The sequence below is a fragment of the Aliterella sp. E5.1 genome (genome assembly GCF_057473825.1).
The window spans coordinates 1-21,519 of record NZ_JBYCCV010000031.1; the positions used below are offsets into that span (position 1 = coordinate 1).

The window sequence follows — 21,519 nt, forward strand, 5'->3', positions numbered from 1 at the left end:
CGACTAGAGCTTTGGGTATATGTATAATCTCATACCTAGAAGTGAAAGTCAAGACTAATTGGAGACTAAGAGTCTCCCGCTATCCATCCCCTCCCTGCCTGCGGCGAGGAAGGGGAATTCCGCGAAAACCGTTAAATCGTTAGAAGATGCGCCCCAAGTCCTACCTTAAAGCCATCTAGGAGCTTCAATCGCCTCTTGGACGCTAAAACAAAAATCAACAATGCGGAGTTACAAGGGCGGCTTGAGTTTGTGGTTGTCCTTCTCCTCCCATTGTGCCGTAAACAAGATAAGGTTTTCCTGCCTTAAATATCATTGCTGGGTTTAAGGTATGAAAAGTACGCTTTCGGGGTTCTAAATGATTGACGTGAGTTGGATCTAACGAAAAGAAGCTACCCTGATTCTGGAGCAAAACTCCGGTATTTTTAGCAACAATCCCCGAACCAAAATCATGATAGATGCTTTGAATTAAAGATACCGAATTACCATCTTTATCTACCACCCCTAGCCATACAGTATCGCCTTTAGGGTCGAGGAGTTTTGCTTCTTTAACTGTTTTACTTAAGTTAATCGGCTTGCTAATTCTGTGCCATGCTTTTTTGATAATAGAGAGTTTAGAGGAATTTTGACAAACTCAGGATCGCTCAAATATTGATCGCGATCGGCAAAAGATAATTTAGTTGATTCTACAATTAGATGATAGTAATCTGCTGTCCCTTCTCCGATTTTTTTTAAATCAAAATTATTCAAGATGTTTAAAATCGACAGAGAAGCCATTCCTTGAGTATTAGGAGGAAAATTATAAGCCTGATATTCACGGTAGTTAACAGAAATTGGATTAACCCAGTTAGCAGTATGTTGGGCAAAATCTTTAGCAGTCAAAACTCCTCCATTAGCTTGGACATCTGCTACTATAATTATCAGTAAAATCCTACTAATTAGAGATTGACAAAATAACCAAAATACTTAATTAAAGTTGAAATGTATAAAAATGATTTGATGGCTAAAGTAAAGAGATTTACAAGCTCTAACAAAGTTAATTTATTGCGATTACTTTTCTCAAAATTCGACAATTACGGGCGCGTGGTCGCTAGGCTGGGTAAGTTTCCTAGGAGTAGTATCAATAACGCAGCTAGTTGCCTGTTTGTAGAGGTCGGAGGTGAGATAATGATGGTCTATGCGCCATCCCAAATTCCGCCGAAAAGCCACCGCGCGATAGTCCCACCAGCTATAATGTCCGCCTTCGGTTGTAAACTTGCGAAAAGCATCAGCAAAACCCAACTCGATAATTTCTTGCAAGGCTTGACGTTCTAGCTCTGATGCCATAGTCTGACCTGTTAGTAAAGCGGGAGAGTGGATATCTTTATCTTCTAAGGCAATATTAAAGTCACCGCAAATACAGATATTAGAGATTTCATACAAAGCAAAGCGCAAGTATTCTCGCAAGGCTTTTAGCCATTGCAGCTTGTAGAGATATTTTTCGCTTCCTACCGCCCCACCATTAGGGACATAAACGCTAACAATTTTAATGTCGTCAATAGTCCCTGTAATTACTCGCTTTTGGGTGTCTAGGTCATTTGCCCCAATTAGGGGTGCAAAACCTGTACTAACGTCTTCTAAAGGCTGATTGCTAATAATTGCTACGCCGTTGTAGGACTTTTGTCCTGAAGCATAAATGTGATAACCTAACTCGGTAAAAGGCGATCGCGGAAAATCACCGTCTACAACTTTGGTTTCTTGCAAGCATAGTACATCTACCTGATTTTTACTTAACCAATGTACTACCGTATCTAGACGAATCCGAATTGAATTTACATTCCAAGTGGCAACTTTCATTGAAGACAAGTAATTATTTATGAGAAATAGCTGCAACAAAAAATAATTCTACTAACTATTTTTTACGATGTAACAATTTAAGTTGTTTTGAGGAGTAGGAATAGAGTATTACTACTATTAAAAGTTTATTAGCCTAAAACTTATTCTTCACGATAAATAAATAAATTATTATTTATTCCATCCGATAGAAGCTATTTAGAAGATAATAGTTATTGTATTTAAATAACTACTCTGGTAACATAAGCTTTTTGCGGCTACTCTTTATGCCCTACTACATACATGATTAAACAGTTAATTATAGGCTTCATGCAAGGCTTTAAGACACCTTGGTGGGCAGAAATTACAACTGTTAAGCCCCGTTGCGTGTACTACTTTGGACCTTTCAAAACCTCTGCTGAAGCCAAAGCTGCCTATCCAGGCTACATTGAAGATTTGAATAAGGAAGGAGCAGAAGGAATTGTAGTAGTTATCAAACGCTGTAACCCAAAAGAGCTAACTGTTTATGACGAATAGCTAATGCTGGGTTAACCTTAAAAAGTGCAGAAAATTAAGGAAGGAACGAGTAAAAAGTAACAAATTTTGGTTTTAGTGCCTTCTTACTCAATCAAACACATTGATAACTTGCGCTTTTTGACAATAGGTTTACAATTTACAATTTAAGTCCCCAGATCTTTGGGTAAATCGGTAGTTTTCTCGGTAATCTACGGGACAATCAATAACCGTCGGAACATCTTGGGCTAAAGCAGTTTTGAGGATAGGAATAAAATCTGTTGCCGACTCCACGCGGTAGCCTTTTAAGCCCATACTTTCAGCTAATTTTACAAAATCTGGGTTGCCAAAATGGACGTAAGAGGAGCTACCAAATTGATTTTGCTGCTTCCACTCAATTAAGCCGTAACCGCCATCATTGAAAATTAAAGTTACAAACGGCGTACCTACCCGCAAAGCAGTTTCCAATTCTTGGCAATTCATCATAAAACCACCATCTCCTGTCGCTGCAACCACTTTACGGTTGGGATGCACGAGTTTTGCTGCTACTGCGCCAGGAATTGCAATCCCCATTGCGGCAAAGCCATTAGAAATCAAGCAAGTATTTGGGCGATCGCAATGATAATGACGGGCAATCCACATTTTATGAGCGCCAACATCAGAAATGACAATATCTTCTGGTCCCATTGCTTGACGCAGATCGTAAATTAGTTTTTGGGGCTTAATCGGAAAACCAGTATCGTTTGCATACTCCTCGTAATCTGCCCGAATTTCAGTGCGTAATTGCAGGGCGTAGGGTTCGGGTTTGCCTACGCGATCGACTCGCTGCAAAATCTCATCTAAGGAATCAGAAATATCGCCGACAACTTCCACGAATGGCACGTAGCTACTATCGATTTCGGCAGACAGCCCACTGATATGAATAATCGGAATCTTGGCTTGGGGATTCCATTTTTTGGGGGAGTATTCAATCAAGTCGTAGCCAATGGCAATTACCAAGTCTGTATTATCAAACCCACAATTAATATAGTCGCGCTGCTGCAATCCCATTGTCCACAAAGCTAAGGGGTGAGTATAAGGAATTACGCCTTTACCCATAAAAGTATTGACTACAGGGATATTTAGCTCTGTGGCAAACTTGGTTAAAATTTCGCTGGCATTAGCTCTAATTGCCCCATTTCCTACTAAAATCAATGGATTTTTAGCCTCAGAAATAGCTGAGGCGGCGGCGGTAATACTTTGAAAAGCCGCATAGGTTTTTTGCAGAGCGCTGTTATTTAAAGGCGTGCCAACGGCAGGCATGGCGGCAATATTTTCGGGCAAATCAATATGCACTGCCCCTGGTTTTTCGCTTTGTGAAGTCTTAAAAGCTCGGCGGACAATTTCTGGAGTATTGCTAGGACGAACAATTTGGCTATTCCACTTCGTCACAGGTGCAAACATTGCCACTAAATCGAGATACTGGTGTGCCTCAATGTGCATTCGATCGGTTCCTACTTGTCCGGTGATGGCAACTAAGGGTGCGCCGTCTAAATTGGCATCAGCAACTCCAGTCATTAGGTTGGTTGCCCCAGGTCCTAAAGTAGAGAGACATACCCCAGACTTGCCCGTTAAGCGCCCGTAAACGTCTGCCATAAACGCCGCGCCTTGCTCGTGACGGGTGGTGATAAATTGGATGGAAGATTTTTTAATTGCCTCCAAAACGTGCAGGTTTTCTTCTCCAGGCAAACCAAAAATGTAACGCACGCCTTCATTTTCTAGACACTGCACTAATAATTCTGCTGTATTCATCGATTTCCTCCACACTCTATAAAGGGACTATTTGATTCGGCTTCTACCTAATACTTCCCCATAAACGCTGACTTTACTTCACCCAAACGGTCTTAATATTGACAAATTCATGAATTCCTTGGCTGCCTAGTTCTCGACCATAACCTGACTTCTTGATCCCACCAAAGGGCATTCGCGGGTCAGATTTGACCATACTGTTGATAAATACGGCTCCAGATTCAAGTTCGTCAATTAGGCGATCGCGTTCTTCGCTATTATTTGTCCAAGCACTAGCACCCAACCCAAAGGGCGTATCGTTGGCTAATTTAATTGCCTCGTCTAGGTCGGCGACTCTAAATAACAATGCTACTGGACCAAAAAATTCTTCTTTTTGAGCCGGGCTTCCGGGCGGAATGTCAGTTAGTATTGTCGCTGCATAATAATTGCCCAGGCGATCTAACGGCTTGCCGCCAATCAGCACTTTTGCGCCGTCTTTTACCGATTGAGTAACTTGATAGTCTATGTCTTTGAGAATACTTGGCGTTGCCAATGGTCCCAAGTCGGTGTCGGGCTGGGCGGGATCGCCTACTTTTAGCGCCGCAAATTTTTCTACTAAGCGTTGCTGGAATTGGTCGGCAATTTCTTCTACGACAATAAAGCGCTTAGCGGCGATGCAAGATTGTCCGTTGTTGAGCATCCGCGCCGTTACTGCCGTAGCTACGGCGGTTTCTAAATCCGCACTACCCAAGACTATAAATGGATCGCTACCGCCCAATTCTAAAACTACTTTTTTTATTTGTTTTCCGGCGGCGGCGGCTAAACTTGCTCCCGCAACTTCACTTCCAGTTAAAGTCGCAGCTTGGATGCGATCGTCGCTAATTAAATCGCTAACTTTTTGCGCTCCCACTAGCAAAGTTTGAAATACTCCCGGCGGAAAACCTGCTTGAGTAAAAATTTCCTCAATGGCTAAGGCACACTGCGGTACATTTGAGGCGTGTTTGAGCAAGCCTACATTCCCCGCCATTAGTGCGGGAGCGGCAAACCGAAATACTTGCCAAAAAGGGAAATTCCACGGCATTACTGCTAGAATTGCGCCTAATGGTTGGTAGCGAATAAAGCTAGAACTTGCATCGGTAGAGGCGGGGACATCGGCGAGAAATTTGGCGGCATTTTCGGCGTAGTAGCGACACACCGCAGCGCATTTTTCAACTTCCGCGATCGCGCCTTTAATGGGCTTACCCATTTCTAGGGTCATTATTTGAGCGTATTGGGCTTTATTTTGGTCTAAAAGCGCTGCGGCTGAGTGCATCCACTCTGCACGTTGGATTATTGGTATGGCGCGGTATTTTTCAAAAACTTGCTTAGATAAAGCAAGTTTAGTTTCAATTTCCCCTTCTGTTAGGGCATTAAAGGTTTTGAGCGTTTCTCCGGTAGCGGGATTAATTGTAGAAATCGCCATTACTATTCTTCTCACTCTACGGGGCTGGAAATGCTTAGGGCTTCGCCGTAGGCATCGCGTTTCTATTCTATTCTGGCGCTAAAATCAGGTAATATATTGCTTTTTGGGCGATGCCTACGTCAAAAACAAAGTTTTACGCACTTTTGCAAAATTAAACCCATTCCCATCAGGCATAGGTCTTCTTCATCAAAATGTATTACTTTGTAAACTCAATTACATCTCCTCCGGAGATTTTGACTTATTATTAAAAAAATATTAAGTTTCTTCTCAATTTTGTGCAGTTGAATTTTAAGATTTTTGTAATAGTTTGTAGTATTAGCTACACCACTAAGACTTACTTAGTTTTTTGCTTAGACAGGTTTTCTCAAACAATGGCAATTAATTAAGCAAGAGCCAGTCCATCACGAGCGCCGGATACGCCGCTTAGGGAATGCCTCAATTGCAATGTTTATTGACGGATTCCACTAATGGAGGATCAATTGGAAGTTTTAACCAAAAGTGTAGAGACAAATGCCAAACAAGCAAGGATTTTAGCAGTAGATGACAATGAGGATAATTTGCTGCTGCTTGGTGAAGTATTGAATGTGTTTAATTGCTCCCTTATCACCGCAACTCGTGGGCAGATAGCCTTACTCCTAGCCCAAGAATGCAACCCAGATTTAATTTTGCTAGATGTAAAGCTGCCAGATTTAAATGGTGTAGAGGTTGTCCGCCATCTAAAACAAAACTCAACTACAGTAAATATCCCGGTGATTGCTGTAACCGCCTTAGCTAGAGAAGAAGATCGCCAAGCTTTATTAAAAGCAGGTTGCAGCGACTATATCAGCAAACCTTATATGCTCGAAGACTTAGAAGCAACCGTGCGCTGTTATTTAGCCCAAATGGCGAGTTGATTTTCTTACTAACTAGGAGCAATAAACTCTGGTGCATGAGCCAAAATTGCTACAATACTAGTCCGCCCGCTATCTAAGGACGATTTGGAGATCAAGTCTGTAAGGGAAATAGCCGTAACTTCTTCAATTGTCGATTTAAGATAAGGTTCAAAAGCTAAGCGAAGATTAGTTCTTACTTGTTGTGCCAATTCTTCCTTACCACTACTTATTAATAACTGTTCGGGTTGGGTGAGCGAATCTTCAATAACCATTGCTAAATTTTTATCGAGCAGTTTACAAGAAACTTGTTGTGGTTGATGTCCGAGGATTTTCAAATATGCGTTTTGGACGCACTCTAATACCTTTTGCTCTAACTGCTCTTGAGTGTGGCAAATATTTTTTGTCATAAAATTATTTTTTATAAGAAATAACTAATTTATTTTTTACAATCTACCCTGCTAGGGTTTAGCTACAAACAACCCATAGAGATATATATCTAAAACTTATGTATATAAGCAAAATAGGCAGAGTTTCCTTACTAAGAAACTCTGCCTATTTTTGAAGCAGCAACGAGGGCGCAAGTAATACTTACACCCATCTACGATTAATAATCGTAGTCGCCGCCACCCATACCACCACCCGCAGGAGCAGCGCCATCTTTTGGCTCAGGCTTGTCAACTACGATGCACTCAGTAGTTAAAACCATACCAGCGATGGAAGCTGCGTTTTGCAAGGCAGAACGAGTTACTTTCGCAGGATCGACAATTCCGGCAGCAAACATATCGACAAATTCGTTAGTTGCCGCATTGAAGCCCACATTAAAGTCTTTTTCTTTGACGCGTTCGGCAATTACTGCACCATTTTGTCCGGCATTTTCAGCAATCCGCTTTAAGGGGGCTGCCAAAGCACGAGATACAATCATCGCGCCAATCAATTCTTCATCTTTGAGGTTGCCTGTAGCCCAAGCTTCCAATTCAGGAGATAGGTGAGCTAAAGTTGTACCACCACCAGGAACAATACCTTCTTCTACGGCGGCTTTGGTTGCGTTAATCGCATCTTCTAGACGCAATTTGCGGTCTTTCATCTCAGTTTCTGTAGCTGCACCAACTTTAACTACAGCTACACCACCAGCCAACTTAGCTAGGCGCTCTTGCAGCTTCTCTTTGTCGTAGGACGACTCAGTTTCGTCCATTTGGCGACGGATTTGTTCGCAACGAGTTTTAACCGCTTGTTCGTTACCTTCAGCAACGATTGTAGTAGTGTCTTTGGTGATATTAATGCGACGAGCTTTACCTAGCATTTCTAGCTTGGTGCTTTCTAGCTTTAAGCCCGCATCTTCAGTAATTAGTTGACCGCCCGTTAGTACGGCAATATCTTCTAACATTGCTTTACGGCGATCGCCAAATCCGGGAGCTTTAACCGCCGCTACGTTCAATACACCCCGCAGGCGGTTGACAACCAAAGTTGCTAAAGCTTCTTTTTCAATGTCTTCGGCGATAATTACCAATGGACGACCAGAACGAGCTACTTGCTCTAGTACGGGTACTAAGTCTTGAACTAAGGCAATTTTCTTGTCTGTCAACAAGATAAAAGGCTCTTCAAAAACTGTTTCCATCCGCTCTGGATCGGTAGCAAAGTAAGGAGAGATGTAGCCTTTATCAAAGCGCATCCCTTCAGTAATTTCTAGTTCGGTATTCATAGATTTCCCTTCTTCTAGGGAAATTACGCCTTCTTTACCGACTTTATCCATCGCATCAGCAATCATCTGCCCGACTTCTTCGTCGTTACCCGCAGAGATAGAGCCGACTTGGGCGATCGATTTTGAATCTTCTACTGGACGAGCGTGTTCGGCAATTTTGCCAACTAAGAAATTAGTTGCTTTGTCTACTCCACGCTTGAGAGAAATTGCATTGGCTCCCGCCGCTACGTTTCTCAGACCTTCTTTGACCATAGCGTGAGCAAGCACGGTAGCTGTAGTTGTGCCATCACCTGCCGCATCATTGGTTTTGGAAGCTGCTTGGCGAATTAGCGCTACACCAGTATTTTCAACGTGGTCTTCTAGTTCGATTTCTTTGGCAATAGTTACGCCATCGTTAACGATTTGTGGTGCGCCAAATTTCTTTTCTAGAACTACGTTACGACCTTTAGGTCCTAACGTAACAGCTACGGCTTCTGCCAAAATGTCCATGCCCTTTTCTAAAGCACGACGAGCATTCTCGTTATAAATAATTCGCTTTGCCATATTGGTATTGTGTGGTGAGGGGGTTACTTTGCTTGAAGACGCTAGAGAATAAAAAATTTATTCCTGCTTTGTACCTTTTTTGTTGTGCTTTCTATGCAACTACGGCAAGGATGTCTTTTTCCGATAACAGTACATATTCTTCTGTACCGAGCTTGATGTCTGTGCCAGCGTACTTGGAGTAAAGAACTTTATCTCCAACTTTGACATCGAGTTCGGTACGGCTACCATCATCGTTGCGCTTGCCAGGTCCAACGTTGACAATTTCCCCTACTTGGGGCTTCTCTTTGGCGTTATCGGGCAAATATAGACCTCCGGCGGTCTTTTCTTCGGCGGCGCTGACTTTTACAAATACGCGATCGCCTAGGGGGCTAACTGTCGATACACTTAGAGTTACTGCTGCCATATATATATCTCTCCCAAAAAAATTAGCACTCTCTGCTCCTGAGTGCTAATTTACCTAAATAAGTCACCTAAAAGCAACAAAATTCTGTGTACGGGTTTCCGAACTTATGCCTTGCGATAGTTGGAATGGTTGTAGGAAAAGGCTTAAGCCGCGCGATCGCTCTTTATAATTTGTCAAAATAGTTTTAACGCAAAAATTACCTTTTGTAACAATGACTCAAGAAAACGCCGCGCCAGTAGAAATATTTGCAGAAGTTGAAACCTGCCAAGCTCAAAGTCTTGAATCTTTAACTAACTGCGTTCAAACCTTGGGACTAGAGAAAATCCAACGCCATATTTTTATCTGTGCTGACCCAACTTTTCCTCAATGTTGTTCTAAAGAAGCTAGTTTAGAATCTTGGGAGTATCTGAAAAAACGTCTAAAACAGTTAAAACTTGATAAGCCAACTGATACACGCCCCAGTTGTATATTTCGCACTAAAGCTAATTGCTTGCGCGTCTGTAGCTTCGGACCAGTTCTAGTAGTTTATCCTGACGGCGTTTGGTATCGGCAAGCAACTCCTGAAGTAATTGAGCGAATTATTCAAGAACATTTAATTAATAACTGTGTAGTTGAAGAATATGCTTTTTTAATTCATCCTTTGCCACAACCTGTAAATTTTGATACCTCCCTAAGTAAACAATAGTAACGTCTATTTTTAGACTCAAGTAATATCAAGGCTAGTAATAGCAATTATCCAGTAGGTTGCTAAAATTTTAATGAAAAAACCACTACACAACAACGCATCAGATATACTATATAGTTCCGTAGCATTACTGGAATCGCAATTTTTCAGTAGAAAATAAAGAAGGAAAATAAGCTTGGGAAAACAATTGTGACAGTAGGTGCTATCAACAGGGACACGATGCAAAATACCCACCATAAAATTTCATCAAATTAAAAGTAACCACAGTAGCAAAGTATGAAAGAGACTAGCGTTAAAGAACACAAAAGACTGCTACTAATTGACGACGATCCAAACTTAATATTGCTGGTCAAAGATTATTTAGAATTTCGCGGTTATGAGGTTATCACGGCTGAAAATGGCAGGGAAGCATTAGAAGTTTTGGAAAATGACGTTCCAGACATGATTGTTTGCGACGTGATGATGCCGGAGATGGATGGCTATGATTTTGTTAGTAATATTCGCGAAAATGAACGTACCAGCTGGATTCCAGTGCTATTTCTTTCTGCCAAAGGTCAAGCTCAAGACCGAGTTAAAGGGTTAAATGTGGGCGCAGATGTTTACATGGTTAAGCCTTTTGAGCCAGAGGAATTGGTAGCTCAAGTAGAAGCATCGCTCAAACAAGCTTTTCGGCGGCAACAGTCGAATAATGGGGGCGATAATGAATCAAAAATTCAAGTACCCTTCGATGTGCATCTCACGCAAACAGAGATGAAAGTTGTGCAGTTTGTAGCTAGAGGTTTGGCGAATAAAAATATTGCTGATGAACTTAATGTAAGTCAGCGCACTGTAGAAAGTCATGTTTCTAATATGTTAGGCAAAACAGGGCTGCATAATCGTACGGAACTAGCTCGGTGGGCAATCGAGAACCAGATGACTTGAAGTAATTGTTACAAATAAAAAGGAATAAAAAATCGCGTGGAGGTAAGCTAGTAGCCTCCACGCGATTTCTTACTTATTCGATGCCTTCGATGCGGTCTTCTACTTCTTGATATAATTCGCGCAACATCTGCAAGTTGCTTTCGCTAGTTTCCCAGTAACCGCGCCCATTGACTTCCAACAAAGTTGAAACTACTTTGCGGAAAGAATGAGGATTGAGGTTCATCAAGCGCTGACGCATGGCAACATCTTGAATAAACGTCGAATTGGTATCTTCGTAAATCCAGTTATCCACCGCTCCTGCCGTTGCACTCCAACCCATCGTATTTACTAAGCGCTTAGAAAGCTCTCTTACACCCTCGTAACCGTGATTTAGCATTCCCTCGTACCACTTGGGGTTGAGTAGCTTAGTACGGGCATCTAAACGCACGGTTTCAGATAAGCTGCGGACTTGGGCATTGGCGGTAGTAGTATCGGCGATAAATGACGAGGGGGTTTTACCGTCAGCACGTAAACTTGCTACAAGTTTTGTAGGATCGGAGTCGAAATAGTGACTAACATCCGTCAAGCTAATTTCTGAGGAGTCGAGATTTTGGAAAGTAACATCAACAGTTTTTAAGGCGGTTTCAAAAATCTGTTGAGACTTATCCATCATGCCCGGATCGTCAGCGCTAAAGGCGTAAGATTTGCGACTGAGGTACATATCTTGTAACTCGGCTTCGCTATCCCAAGTGCTATTTTCGACTGCCAGGTTGACGTTAGAAGAATAAGAACCTGAAGCATTAGAAAATACGCGAGTTGCAGCTTGACGCAAATTGATACCCATTTCTTCCGCTTGAATTAGCGCGTGTTTGCGGACGTAATTCATAGATAGCGGTTCGTCGGCTTCGGCTGCCATTTTTACAGCTTGATCGAGCAAGTTCATTTGGTTGATAAACAAGTCGCGGAATACGCCAGAACAGTTGATGACGACATCAATGCGGGGTCGTCCTAATTCCGTTAAGGAAATTAGTTCTAGCTTATTGACTCTACCTAACGCATCGGGTACGGGGCGCACTCCTACCATCCACATGACTTGGGCGAGAGATTCGCCGTAAGTTTTGATATTGTCAGTTCCCCAGAGGACGAGTGCGATCGTTTCTGGATATTGACCGCCGTTTTCGGCTTTTTGCCGCTCTAACAATCGATCTACAACGATTTTGGCAGAGAGGATCGCCGCCGTTGTGGGGATAGATTGCGGATCGAGGGCGTGGATATTTTTACCTGTGGGTAACACATCCGGGTTACGGATCGGATCGCCGCCAGGACCAGGAAGCACGTATTCGCCTTCTAGAGCTTTGAGTAATGCACCGAGTTCGTTATCGGCGCATACTTGTTGCAGGCAAAATTCTAGGTACTCAAACAATGGCTTCAAGTCTTGGGAATCGACTTTTGGGTAGCCTGCTTGATGCAGTGCTTCTGTCCAAGGCTCTTTTTTACCCATGTTAAAGAAGTTGAGTTTGGCAACTTTGGCAACTCGACCATCGGCATCAGTTTGAGCTTTTACTAGGGCAGAAACGGCGCTTCTCGTAGCTAGAGTAATGCTTTGCAATAACTCAACGTCTTCCAAAATACCTTGGTCGTTACGGCGGTAAATTTCGTTAATGTCTCTCCCGATGCTAGTCGCAATGATGCGCGGTAGGCTTTTGGTTTCTTGTTCGTTGCGATCGAGACTAGCAATATTTACGAGGGTTGCGATCGCTTCTTCGGCGCTTGGTGGCTTGCCAATCACGTGTAACCCGCAAGGTAATAACCGCGACTCTATCTCCATTAACCGTCTGTAAACCATACCAACAATGTTATCTCGCTCCTCGGCAGACATATCTTTGGCATCAGTTTCCGGTAAGGCGATATCTTTGTCTAAATTCACCATTCGGCACTTGTCCATAATGGTGTTGACAATGGGAATACCTCTACCGCTACCTTTGAGGGTTTGGTAGGAGGCGATTAATTCGCTTAGTTCTTTTAACCCTTTGTACAATCCAGCATTTTCAGCAGGTGGAGTCAAATAGCTTATAGTTTCAGCATAACTGCGACGTTTGGCGATCGTTGCTTCGCTGGGATTGTTGGCAGCGTAATAGTAAAGGTTGGGAATTGTACCAATTAAGTTGTCTGGGTAACATTCTGCCGACATTCCCATTTGCTTACCAGGCATAAATTCCAACGAACCATGCGTACCAAAATGCAGTACCGCGTCAGCTTTCCAGATTTGCTCTAAATAGGTGTAGTAAGCAGCAAAGCCATGATGAGGACTCGCCGAGCGGGAAAATAGCAGCCGCATCGGATCGCCTTCGTAGCCAAAGGTAGGTTGTACGCCAATAAATACATTGCCGAATTGTTTGCCGTAAATTAAGAGGTTTTGCCCGTCGGTATTGAGGTGTCCGGGGGGCGCTCCCCAGTTTTCTTCCAAGCGATGAGAGTAAGGGGTAAGTTGCTCGTACTCTGGTACGGACATTTTGTAGGCAATATTTAATTCGGGGCTATTGTACTGCGCTTGGGCATCGTGGATAACTTCTTGCATCAGTGCGGATGCTGATTCGGGTAATTCTGGCAAGTCGTAACCGTTGCGCTTGAGCGCTTGCATGACTTCGTAAATAGAGCCAAATACATCCAAGTAAGCCGCCGTCCCTACGTTACCTTTGTCGGGGGGAAAGCTAAAAACTGTAATTGCAACTTTTTTCTGCAATTTTGGCTGGCGGCGCAGATTTGCCCACTTTAATGCTCGTCCTACTACCGCTTCAATTCGATCTTGCAGGGCGATCGCTTTTCCGGTATTTGCATCGCGCCCTGATAAGATTATCGGTTCAATTGCTCCATCTAATTCGGGGATGGCAATTTGCAACGCTACTTGAATTGGGTGCAGTCCCAAATCGCTATCTTGCCATTCTTGAGTCGTTTGAAATACTAAAGGCAACGCCACCATGTAAGGGCGATTCAACTTTTTTAGAGTTTCAATTGCTTTGGGATGATCTTGCCTAGCCGGTCCGCCAACTAAAGCAAATCCGGTTAGCGATATGACGACATCAACCAAACAAGAGCCTTCTTGTCCCTTACTATCCCAAAAATAAGCTTCTACAGGTTTAGAAAAGTCCAAGCCCCCAGCAAAAACGGGAATTACTTTAGCACCCATTGCTTCAAATTCTTGCACCATTGCCACGTAATGGGCATCGTCCCCGGTTACTAGGTGGGTGCGTTGCAATACTAAGCCCACACAGGGCGCTAGGGGGTCTTTTAAGTCAGCATTAATGTCTTTGCGGCTGTTGTACCAGTTGAGGTACTCTTTGACATCCTCGAACATCCTTGTAGCCAGGGGATGCCAGATTCCCATGTCGGGATAAGTTACTGGATCTTGGTACTTTAACGCTGCTTCTTTAGATGCGCCAGGAAAGATGTATTTATCTGTCAGCATCAGTAGAAAATTCTCTAAGTTTTCCGAAGATCCACCCAGCCAATACTGAAAACTGAGCATGAAATTACGGGCATCTTGGGCTTTATCTATTGGCAGGTACTTCAACACTTTAGGCAAAGTTTGCAATAGTTTGAGCATTCCATCTTGAAAAGACGCGCCCGATTTTTCTTTACGATTACGCATAAATTGCGCGATCGCACTTTTTGATTGTCCTAGCTGCGCCATAGAAAAGCTACCCATTTTATTGAGGCGCATCACCTGGGGCATAGAGGGGAAAACTACCGCTACGTCCAAGTTGTCGCGGTGGGGTTCTACGGCAGCTACTACCTTGTCGGCTAAGTCTTCAATAAAAATTAGCGAACCAATAAATACATTGGCTTTGGCGACATCTTTTTTAAATTCTTCGTAGTTTTCGCTAGATCTCAGTTCTTCAATCAAGTAGCCAGAAATTTCAATCGCAATCGATGGGTGTTTGTCATTAATTGAGCGCACCGCTTGCGATAGGGCGCTTTGATACTGGGACTCTAACACGACATAGACCACTTTGATGAGCGATCGCCCCTGGAGGTTTTCTGGCGCGATATGTCTGATGGTGGACTTGACGTGAGTGAACATAAACCATTTCTCCTGTGATGCGGGATCTATTGCCCCTGGAATTTAAAAGCGTTATTAATGGATGACTTCTACAGTAGTTTTTATCAAAAAATGCTTACCAAATGGGGGTTAAGCCGTTTTATGACACAATTTGTATAAATATACTGCAACAATTCTTTGCGTTAGTTGACAAAAAAAGTAGTAGTGACTCAACCATTTATTACAAAAACTTCATCAAGCTTGTCCGCCGTTGATATTCTGATTCTTGCCAACGGTCCTGGAGAAGTAACAACTTGGGTACGTCCTGTGGTTCGCGCTTTGCGATCGCAATTAGGTGAAACGTCCCAGTACACCCGCATTTCAGTAATTTTATCGCCTTGTCCCCACGCCACGGGCAAAGAAGCGGAGATTTGTCGCAATTACGAGGAAGTAGACAGAGTACAGGAAGCAAAGTATTTTTGGCAGTTTTTGCTGTGGGGAAAAACGGCGCAAAACTGGGAATGGCGCGATCGCGGTGTAGTGCTTTTTTTGGGTGGAGACAGCTTTTTTCCGGTAGTTATTGGCAAGCGCTTGGGTTATAAAACGGTGGTATATGCCGAGTGGGAAACTCGCTGGCATCGCTGGATTGACCGTTTTGGCGTCATGCAACCCCAGGCTATTGCGCCTAAGTTTGCCCATAAGTGTACGGTGGTCGGGGATCTGATGCTAGAGGCGGCAAAGGGGCAACAGGCAAGCAACGTTGAAACAGAACTAATTGGGCTATTACCAGGGTCGAAGGCATCAAAACTCGCTCAAGGCGTACCTTTGCTACTAGCGATCGCGGAGCTTGTGGCGGCGGCGCGTCCGCAAACTCGGTTTGTTATTCCTGTAGCTCCCACTGTTGACGTGGAAACTTTAGCAAATTTTGCAAGTCCAGATTTTAATCCGGTAATTGAGCGTGTGGGTGGAGTTGGTGCAGTTCTTGTGTCCGCGCCTCCCCAACTCAAAACGTTTAGTGGCTTAGAGGTGGATTTGTGGATGAAGTCGCCTGCTTACGATCTATTAGCGCAATGCCGTATTTGTTTGACTACCGTAGGCGCTAATACCGCAGAGCTTGGCGCTTTGGCTGTACCGATGATTGTTTTATTACCTACTCAACAGTTAGACGCGATGCGTTCTTGGGATGGTTTGCCAGGTATACTTGCAAACTTACCTATAGCAGGCACAGCTATGGCAAAAGCAATCAACTGGACAATTTTACACCTGCCTCGGCGTTTGTACGCTTGGCCCAACATTTGGGCAAAATCTGAGGTAGTTCCAGAGCTAGTTGGCAACCTGCAAGCTGCCGATGTAGCCGATATGGTGTTAGATTTTTTAGCTCATCCCGAAAAGCTCCAGAAAATCAGCGAAGTCTTGCGGAGTATTCGCGGCGAATCTGGAGCCGCCCAGAAATTAGCTGCTTTAGTTATGGACCAATTAGCGTAAAAAGCCGGAAAATTACTCTGAAGATTGCCCATCCCTGCGTCCTAATTCGTAGACTCCACAACCCATACAGGCAATAACTCCCATACTAATTGCCCAACTACCGCCTAAGCCTAGTTCTACGCCGTAGTTGCAAAGTACGCCCAGAGCTAAAAAGGGCAAGATGCTAAAAATTGAAGCATAAAAAGCATTTTGAGATTCTCTAGCCTTGCGAGTGCGCTCAAATTCTTTTTCGCTGGTGTATAGACTGCGCTCGGCATAATTGAACCAGCGTTGCAGTTGCAACGTCAACCAGTCGCTAAAGGGGGAAAATCCTAAATATAATGCCAACGACCACAAACTCGCCCCCGCGATCGCACTAGCATTCACATCAAACCTAAAAGGAAAAATATCGTTGAACATAACTAGATTAGGCGATCGTTAAATTTACAAGCATTGCTTAAAAAATTTTAACGATAAAGTACGTTATTCACAAAATCCTCCCTCCTTTGTCCTCAAGATTCGCTGCGCTGGAAAACTTTTTCTCAAACTGGGCTTTGGGCTACTCAATCCTCTAATTGACATCTACTACTCTGCTTGACATAAATCTCCTATCGAGTAAGATATGTCCTTGACTGGCGTTAGAAAAAATAATACATTTACTCAATTTTGAGCAAATGTATTAGTCTTTGTAATACTTTTGGCAGTTGGATCAATAACTATTCAACTTCTATCTCTCATATAATTTCCAGAAATTGAGTTTTATTTGTAGCCGACCGAGAAACTTTAGAGCGTGCATTTGCATCTAAAAAGCTCTTGCCACTGGGCTTCGAGTGTATTGACATTACTCAATTATTGGGAAATTGTCAAAATTGCTGGCTAAATATCGGTGTTTGTATTTTTTATTGAGGAGTGTTAAATATGAGCCAACGACCCAAACTTTACTACCATCTACCAAATGCCCGTTATCTGCAAAGTTTATTGTTAGTTTTTATAAGTATAATTACTGTACCAATTTTTGGTTCGCAACCACAGAGCGTCAAAGCCTTAGAAACTGATGGAGAGCAAGTTGCAAGTAGAAATACTTGGCATGGTGCTTCTTTCCCGGTTGAGAATTTTCGCGGTTATAGTTCACCTTTCGGCTATCGTCGTTCGGCGACAGGTGGTTCTAATTGGGAATTTCATGGCGGCTTAGATTTGGCTGCACCCCAAGGAAGTTATATTCGCAATTGGTGGGCAGGTAAGGTGGTAAAAGTTGCTGACAGAAATGCTTGCGGAACCCACATAATTATTCAATCTGGGCAGTGGGAACATAAATATTGCCACATGAAAGGTCATGTTGAAACTGCCAAGGGTGGCAAATATTTAATTGACCGGGAAGGTGGGGTACAAATTTGGGAAGGTCAACAACTAGGCGCGGGTTCTCGAATTGGGCGCGTAGGTATGACTGGACGCACTACTGGACCTCATTTACATTGGGGGCTAAAATATGCCAGCAATTATGTAGATCCAGCTTTGGTGCTGAGGGCTATGTATGCTCAACAACCAACTAATATTCAAAATGCCGCCGTTAGCCAGCAACAGCTAGTAAATAGCAAAGTTTCAGAATTTTAAATCGCTCTGGGCAAAACCAAGGTCGCCTCTAAAACCACAGCAAAAAGCGGGTATTCTTTTGTCCCCGCTTTTTGCCTTGTCCAAACCCTAGCAAAGGTAAGTTTTATCTGTAAGCAGCCAAGAATTGGGAGTTCGACTTTATTTCTTGACCAGAGTTAGTTTTTGCTCCGTTGATTGAGCGTTTTGCACAATTTGCCGGAAGCTGTCGCCATCTATGGTTTCTTGATCGATTAGTTGCTCTACTAGCAAATCCATCAACGTGCGATTTTCTTGCAGAATCTTTAAAGCTTGCTCGTAGCAATTACCAATAATTTCTCTGACTTGAGCATCAATTTTACTGGCGATTTCTTCAGAAGACTCCGACTTCTTCCCTAAATCTCGACCCAGAAATACATCGTTGTTTTGTTCTTCTAGCAAAATTAATCCCAAATCGCTCATCCCAAACTTTGTGACCATCTGCCGAGCTATATTAGTCAATTGCTGGATGTCTTGTCCTGCGCCTGTTGTAATTTCTCCTCTCCCAAATACAACTTCTTCGGCGGCTCTACCTCCTAAAGTAGCTGTAATTCTTGCTAGAATTTGCGCTCTTGAGATTAAGCCTTGTTCTTCATTGGGCGTAAACCAAGTTAAGCCTTGGGCTTGTCCGCGTGGAATTAGCGTTACTTTCTGCAAGGGGTCATGGTCTTTGAGGATCGTTGCAATCAAGGCGTGTCCGACTTCGTGATAAGCAATCAAGCGCTTGCTCTTGCTATCGACTAAGGGCGTACCTTCCATTCCCGCGACTACTCGATCTACCGCATTATCAATTTCTAGCACCGTAATAGCATCTTTACGCCGTCTAGCGGTAAGAATTGCCGCTTCATTGAGTAAATTAGCTAAGTCCGCCCCGGTGAAGCCTGGAGTGCGTCTAGCAATTGCTTCTATCGATACAGATTCATCAACTTTTTTGTTGCGGGCGTGGACTTGCAATATTTCCAACCGCCCTTTTAAGTCTGGGGTATCTACCGTTACTTGGCGATCGAAACGTCCTGGGCGCAATAAGGCTACATCCAATACATCTGGGCGGTTGGTAGCGGCAATAATGATAATGCCTGTATTTGCTTCAAACCCGTCCATTTCTGTAAGTAGCTGGTTGAGAGTTTGTTCTCTTTCGTCGTTACCGCCACCAATTCCCGTACCTCTTTGTCTTCCTACTGCGTCGATTTCATCGATGAATATTAAACAAGGAGCGTTTTCTTTGGCTTTCTTAAATAAATCGCGGACGCGGGATGCACCAACACCGACGAACATTTCTACAAATTCGGAGCCAGAAATGCTAAAAAATGGCACGCCTGCTTCCCCTGCGATCGCTTTAGCTAGTAAAGTTTTACCAGTTCCTGGCGCACCAATTAGCAATACGCCTTTAGGAATTTTTGCCCCAATAGCAGTAAAGCGCTCTGGTTGCTTTAAGAAAGTAACTACTTCTTGCAGTTCTTCTTTGGCTTCATCAATTCCTGCAACTTCGCTAAAAGTTATCCCGGTTTTTGCTTCCATTTGAAAGCGGGCTTTTGATTTACCAAAATTCATTGCTTGGCTACCAGCATTAGCAGAGCGGCGCACAAATAGCAGCATCAAGGCGACTAATGGCACAATCCATAGCAAGTTAAGTAAAAACCACATCGCGGCTCTACTATTAGCCGAAGAACTGGCTTCTAGTTCAATGTTTTTGTTGCTGCGGATTCTTTTGATTAATTCTGGGTTTTGGTCAAAAATTCTGACTTCCTGTAAAGGTGCATCGGGACTTTGTCCTCGGAGTCTAACTTTGGCAATCGGCTGCTCTGGGTCTAGTTCTACTCTAGTTACTTCGCCGCTATCGATTTTTTCTAAAAGTTCGCCATAGGATAAAGTATCTGACTCTGACTTTTGGGCGATCGCCGGAAACGTACCTATTAGCATTGACTGCAATACTAGCAGCGATCCCGCCGCCAATCTTACAAGGCGTTGCTTTGTTTTCCCTTTATTTTTAGCCAACCTTGGTACTGGTTGCTGACTTATCAATGCTTCTTTCCGGGAACTACTCATATTCAATTGCCCTCTGTCTTTTGACGAACAACCATTATTTGTTTTGTTGACTCAATCTCTAAGTCAATTCCTAACTATATCTATCCAATCTAGTCTAACTTTCCTGTCTCAACTACTGCTTTAAGCCAAGGTGTTAGCAATCCTATTTTGAGCCATAAACTTCAATTGACCCCTCATTAGCTTTAAGCCAAGGTGTTAGCAATCCTATTTTGAGCCATAAACTTCAATTGACCCCTCATTAGCTCAAAAAATGCTAAGTTATATGTAGTCGTACTGAGTATGAGTTGCTAGGCGATCGCAGTTTGTTTAGTCCAATTTGGGAAAAAATCTATGGTCAAGTTTGTAGGTATCGGCGGAAGTTTGCGGGCTAATTCTTACAGTCAAATTGCCCTGAATATAGCTGCAACACGCGTCGAAGCCTTGGGCGCTGAAGTAGAAATATTAGACCTGCGCCAAATGAATTTACCATTTTGCGATGGGGGGGAGGAGTATCCAGGCTATCCCGATGTAGAGAAGCTGCAAACGGCAGTAAAAGCAGCCGATGGATTGATTTTGGCAACACCAGAGTATCACGGGAGCGTTAGTGGTGTACTCAAGAATGCCCTCGACTTAATGAGCTTTGAGGAGTTGGATGGTAAAGTTACAGGCTTAATCAGCGTCTTAGGCGGTCAAGCAAACAGCAACGCCCTCAATGATTTGCGGGTAATTATGCGTTGGGTACACGCTTGGGTAATTCCTGAGCAAATTGCGATTCCTCAAGCTTGGAAAGCTTTTTCATCGGAGGGTAAGATTTTGGATGAGAAAATTTCTCAGCGCTTTGACGAGCTTGCTCAAAGTTTGGTTGACAATACCCGCAAATTAAGAGGTGTTTAGGCAATGTCTATACGAACAATAGACGGGTAGCAAACAAGCAATGAAAGTTTCTCCACGATGGATCGAGGCATCGGATTAAATGTGTACCCCAAGCTGAAACCAATAGCGGTGTATTAAGCTACTAGCCGCCCGTCTTCCATAGAAATAATTCGCTCGGCGATATCGAGAATGCGATTGTCATGGGTGACGAGCAAAATAGTGCTGCCTTGCTCTTTTGCCAATCGCTGCATGATGTTCGCCACAACGCGACCTAATTGTTTATCCAGCGCAGCCGTTGGTTCATCTGCCAGAATAATTTTAGGCTGACTGACCAAAGCACAAGCGATCGCAACGCGCTGTTTTTGTCCACCAGACAAATCGCTTGGATAGTAGTCTATTCGGTGTTCCAAGCCCACTGCCCTCAAGACATTCCGAATGCGAGTATCTGCCTCTAGTGCCGTCACTGAATGAATTTCCAACGCCATCTCAACATTTTGATAAACCGTGAGAAAGTTCAATAGATTGTGCGCTTGAAAAATATAGCCGATATCACGACGAGCGAGAGTCATCTGTTCTTTGCTGACATTGAGTAAATCCTGTCCTAAGATGCTTAAACTTCCGTCCTGGATTGAGCGGAGGCTGCCCATGAGCGTTAACAATGTCGTCTTACCAGAACCTGATGGTCCTGTCATAATCAAGATTTCGCCCCGATCGATTTGCAGATTGATGTCAAACAAAACCTGTTTTCGCAATGAGCCTTGCCCATAGTAATAATTCAAATGGGTCATTGAGATCGCGGGGACGGGTATCTCTGGCAATTTGGACATCCTTACCTCCTA

At 43.4% G+C, this 21,519-nt stretch carries 17 protein-coding genes and 1 pseudogene; 7 read left to right on the top strand and 11 right to left on the bottom strand.

Annotated features, from left to right (window positions below):
* Window positions 1-168 precede the first annotated feature (168 nt).
* Together AC2VE5_RS12430 and xth are read right to left on the bottom strand one after the other, a co-directional pair.
* A pseudogene (locus tag AC2VE5_RS12430) lies at window positions 169-912 on the bottom strand (gamma-glutamyltransferase family protein); the annotation flags it as partial.
* A 144-nt stretch (window positions 913-1,056) separates the two neighbouring features.
* Window positions 1,057-1,833: an exodeoxyribonuclease III gene (gene xth / locus AC2VE5_RS12435; protein ID WP_486888057.1), complete on the bottom strand. Its 777-nt coding sequence runs from the start codon at window positions 1,831-1,833 to the stop codon at window positions 1,057-1,059.
* A gap of 279 nt (window positions 1,834-2,112) precedes the next feature.
* Here xth and AC2VE5_RS12440 point away from each other — a divergent pair, with 279 nt between their 5' ends.
* The gene (locus AC2VE5_RS12440; RefSeq protein ID WP_486888058.1) at window positions 2,113-2,346 is read left to right on the top strand and encodes a DUF1816 domain-containing protein; all 234 of its coding nucleotides are present in this window, start codon (window positions 2,113-2,115) and stop codon (window positions 2,344-2,346) included.
* Between the two features lie 129 nt (window positions 2,347-2,475).
* On the opposite strand, the gene AC2VE5_RS12445 is transcribed toward AC2VE5_RS12440, so the two are convergent.
* Entirely contained in the window at window positions 2,476-4,113 is a 1,638-nt protein-coding gene (locus AC2VE5_RS12445) for an acetolactate synthase large subunit (protein ID WP_486888059.1), read from the bottom strand.
* Window positions 4,114-4,186: 73 nt separating this feature from the next.
* Window positions 4,187-5,551 carry an NAD-dependent succinate-semialdehyde dehydrogenase gene (locus tag AC2VE5_RS12450; RefSeq protein ID WP_486888060.1) on the bottom strand — a complete coding sequence of 455 codons (1,365 nt, stop codon included), beginning with the start codon at window positions 5,549-5,551 and terminating at the stop codon, window positions 4,187-4,189.
* A gap of 467 nt (window positions 5,552-6,018) precedes the next feature.
* On the opposite strand from AC2VE5_RS12450, the gene AC2VE5_RS12455 reads away from it, so the two are divergent.
* On the top strand, window positions 6,019-6,444 hold the full coding sequence (locus AC2VE5_RS12455) for a response regulator (RefSeq protein ID WP_486888061.1): 426 nt from the start codon (window positions 6,019-6,021) through the stop codon (window positions 6,442-6,444).
* Between the two features lie 8 nt (window positions 6,445-6,452).
* Here AC2VE5_RS12455 and AC2VE5_RS12460 read toward each other — a convergent pair whose 3' ends face one another.
* The 3 genes from AC2VE5_RS12460 to groES all read right to left on the bottom strand — a co-directional run bounded on the left by AC2VE5_RS12460 (window position 6,453) and on the right by groES (window position 9,068).
* On the bottom strand, window positions 6,453-6,830 hold the full coding sequence (locus tag AC2VE5_RS12460; protein ID WP_486888062.1) for a Na-translocating system protein MpsC family protein: 378 nt from the start codon (window positions 6,828-6,830) through the stop codon (window positions 6,453-6,455).
* Between the two features lie 197 nt (window positions 6,831-7,027).
* Window positions 7,028-8,665: a chaperonin GroEL gene (gene groL, locus AC2VE5_RS12465; protein ID WP_486888063.1), complete on the bottom strand. Its 1,638-nt coding sequence runs from the start codon at window positions 8,663-8,665 to the stop codon at window positions 7,028-7,030.
* A gap of 91 nt (window positions 8,666-8,756) precedes the next feature.
* Window positions 8,757-9,068: a co-chaperone GroES gene (gene groES / locus AC2VE5_RS12470; RefSeq protein WP_486888064.1), complete on the bottom strand. Its 312-nt coding sequence runs from the start codon at window positions 9,066-9,068 to the stop codon at window positions 8,757-8,759.
* Window positions 9,069-9,279: 211 nt separating this feature from the next.
* Between groES and AC2VE5_RS12475 the strand changes: the two genes are divergently transcribed.
* Both AC2VE5_RS12475 and AC2VE5_RS12480 read left to right on the top strand, forming a co-directional pair.
* On the top strand, window positions 9,280-9,753 hold the full coding sequence (locus AC2VE5_RS12475; RefSeq protein ID WP_486888065.1) for a (2Fe-2S) ferredoxin domain-containing protein: 474 nt from the start codon (window positions 9,280-9,282) through the stop codon (window positions 9,751-9,753).
* A 276-nt stretch (window positions 9,754-10,029) separates the two neighbouring features.
* The gene (locus AC2VE5_RS12480; protein WP_486888066.1) at window positions 10,030-10,674 is read left to right on the top strand and encodes a response regulator transcription factor; all 645 of its coding nucleotides are present in this window, start codon (window positions 10,030-10,032) and stop codon (window positions 10,672-10,674) included.
* Between the two features lie 73 nt (window positions 10,675-10,747).
* Here AC2VE5_RS12480 and AC2VE5_RS12485 read toward each other — a convergent pair whose 3' ends face one another.
* Window positions 10,748-14,734 (bottom strand): magnesium chelatase subunit H, encoded by a 3,987-nt coding sequence (locus AC2VE5_RS12485; protein ID WP_486888067.1) that lies wholly within the window; start codon window positions 14,732-14,734, stop codon window positions 10,748-10,750.
* A gap of 219 nt (window positions 14,735-14,953) precedes the next feature.
* Here AC2VE5_RS12485 and AC2VE5_RS12490 point away from each other — a divergent pair, with 219 nt between their 5' ends.
* The gene (locus AC2VE5_RS12490; protein WP_486888095.1) at window positions 14,954-16,177 is read left to right on the top strand and encodes a glycosyltransferase family protein; all 1,224 of its coding nucleotides are present in this window, start codon (window positions 14,954-14,956) and stop codon (window positions 16,175-16,177) included.
* 12 nt (window positions 16,178-16,189) lie between these two features.
* Here the strand turns inward: AC2VE5_RS12490 and AC2VE5_RS12495 are convergent, their stop codons facing one another.
* Window positions 16,190-16,576, bottom strand: a complete 387-nt coding sequence (locus AC2VE5_RS12495) for a hypothetical protein (RefSeq protein WP_486888068.1) — start codon at window positions 16,574-16,576, stop codon at window positions 16,190-16,192.
* A gap of 498 nt (window positions 16,577-17,074) precedes the next feature.
* Between AC2VE5_RS12495 and AC2VE5_RS12500 the strand changes: the two genes are divergently transcribed.
* A complete protein-coding gene (locus tag AC2VE5_RS12500; protein ID WP_486888069.1) occupies window positions 17,075-17,767 on the top strand; it encodes a M23 family metallopeptidase in 693 nt (230 codons plus the stop codon).
* A 138-nt stretch (window positions 17,768-17,905) separates the two neighbouring features.
* On the opposite strand, the gene ftsH is transcribed toward AC2VE5_RS12500, so the two are convergent.
* On the bottom strand, window positions 17,906-19,828 hold the full coding sequence (gene ftsH, locus AC2VE5_RS12505; protein WP_486888070.1) for an ATP-dependent zinc metalloprotease FtsH: 1,923 nt from the start codon (window positions 19,826-19,828) through the stop codon (window positions 17,906-17,908).
* Window positions 19,829-20,158: 330 nt separating this feature from the next.
* Here ftsH and AC2VE5_RS12510 point away from each other — a divergent pair, with 330 nt between their 5' ends.
* On the top strand, window positions 20,159-20,701 hold the full coding sequence (locus AC2VE5_RS12510) for an NADPH-dependent FMN reductase (protein WP_486888071.1): 543 nt from the start codon (window positions 20,159-20,161) through the stop codon (window positions 20,699-20,701).
* A gap of 113 nt (window positions 20,702-20,814) precedes the next feature.
* Here the strand turns inward: AC2VE5_RS12510 and AC2VE5_RS12515 are convergent, their stop codons facing one another.
* Window positions 20,815-21,507 carry an ATP-binding cassette domain-containing protein gene (locus AC2VE5_RS12515; RefSeq protein WP_486888072.1) on the bottom strand — a complete coding sequence of 231 codons (693 nt, stop codon included), beginning with the start codon at window positions 21,505-21,507 and terminating at the stop codon, window positions 20,815-20,817.
* Between the last annotated feature and the right edge of the window lie 12 nt (window positions 21,508-21,519).

What these genes read in the sequence shown, in the direction of transcription:
- xth (WP_486888057.1), bottom strand. Translation starts at nt 1,833, where the DNA reads ATGAAAGTTGCCACTTGGAATGTAAATTCAATTCGGATTCGTCTAGAT.
- AC2VE5_RS12440 (WP_486888058.1), top strand. Translation starts at nt 2,113, where the DNA reads ATGATTAAACAGTTAATTATAGGCTTCATGCAAGGCTTTAAGACACCT.
- AC2VE5_RS12445 (WP_486888059.1), bottom strand. Translation starts at nt 4,113, where the DNA reads ATGAATACAGCAGAATTATTAGTGCAGTGTCTAGAAAATGAAGGCGTG.
- AC2VE5_RS12450 (WP_486888060.1), bottom strand. Translation starts at nt 5,551, where the DNA reads ATGGCGATTTCTACAATTAATCCCGCTACCGGAGAAACGCTCAAAACC.
- AC2VE5_RS12455 (WP_486888061.1), top strand. Translation starts at nt 6,019, where the DNA reads ATGGAGGATCAATTGGAAGTTTTAACCAAAAGTGTAGAGACAAATGCC.
- AC2VE5_RS12460 (WP_486888062.1), bottom strand. Translation starts at nt 6,830, where the DNA reads ATGACAAAAAATATTTGCCACACTCAAGAGCAGTTAGAGCAAAAGGTA.
- groL (WP_486888063.1), bottom strand. Translation starts at nt 8,665, where the DNA reads ATGGCAAAGCGAATTATTTATAACGAGAATGCTCGTCGTGCTTTAGAA.
- groES (WP_486888064.1), bottom strand. Translation starts at nt 9,068, where the DNA reads ATGGCAGCAGTAACTCTAAGTGTATCGACAGTTAGCCCCCTAGGCGAT.
- AC2VE5_RS12475 (WP_486888065.1), top strand. Translation starts at nt 9,280, where the DNA reads ATGACTCAAGAAAACGCCGCGCCAGTAGAAATATTTGCAGAAGTTGAA.
- AC2VE5_RS12480 (WP_486888066.1), top strand. Translation starts at nt 10,030, where the DNA reads ATGAAAGAGACTAGCGTTAAAGAACACAAAAGACTGCTACTAATTGAC.
- AC2VE5_RS12485 (WP_486888067.1), bottom strand. Translation starts at nt 14,734, where the DNA reads ATGTTCACTCACGTCAAGTCCACCATCAGACATATCGCGCCAGAAAAC.
- AC2VE5_RS12495 (WP_486888068.1), bottom strand. Translation starts at nt 16,576, where the DNA reads ATGTTCAACGATATTTTTCCTTTTAGGTTTGATGTGAATGCTAGTGCG.
- AC2VE5_RS12500 (WP_486888069.1), top strand. Translation starts at nt 17,075, where the DNA reads ATGAGCCAACGACCCAAACTTTACTACCATCTACCAAATGCCCGTTAT.
- ftsH (WP_486888070.1), bottom strand. Translation starts at nt 19,828, where the DNA reads ATGAGTAGTTCCCGGAAAGAAGCATTGATAAGTCAGCAACCAGTACCA.
- AC2VE5_RS12510 (WP_486888071.1), top strand. Translation starts at nt 20,159, where the DNA reads ATGGTCAAGTTTGTAGGTATCGGCGGAAGTTTGCGGGCTAATTCTTAC.
- AC2VE5_RS12515 (WP_486888072.1), bottom strand. Translation starts at nt 21,507, where the DNA reads ATGTCCAAATTGCCAGAGATACCCGTCCCCGCGATCTCAATGACCCAT.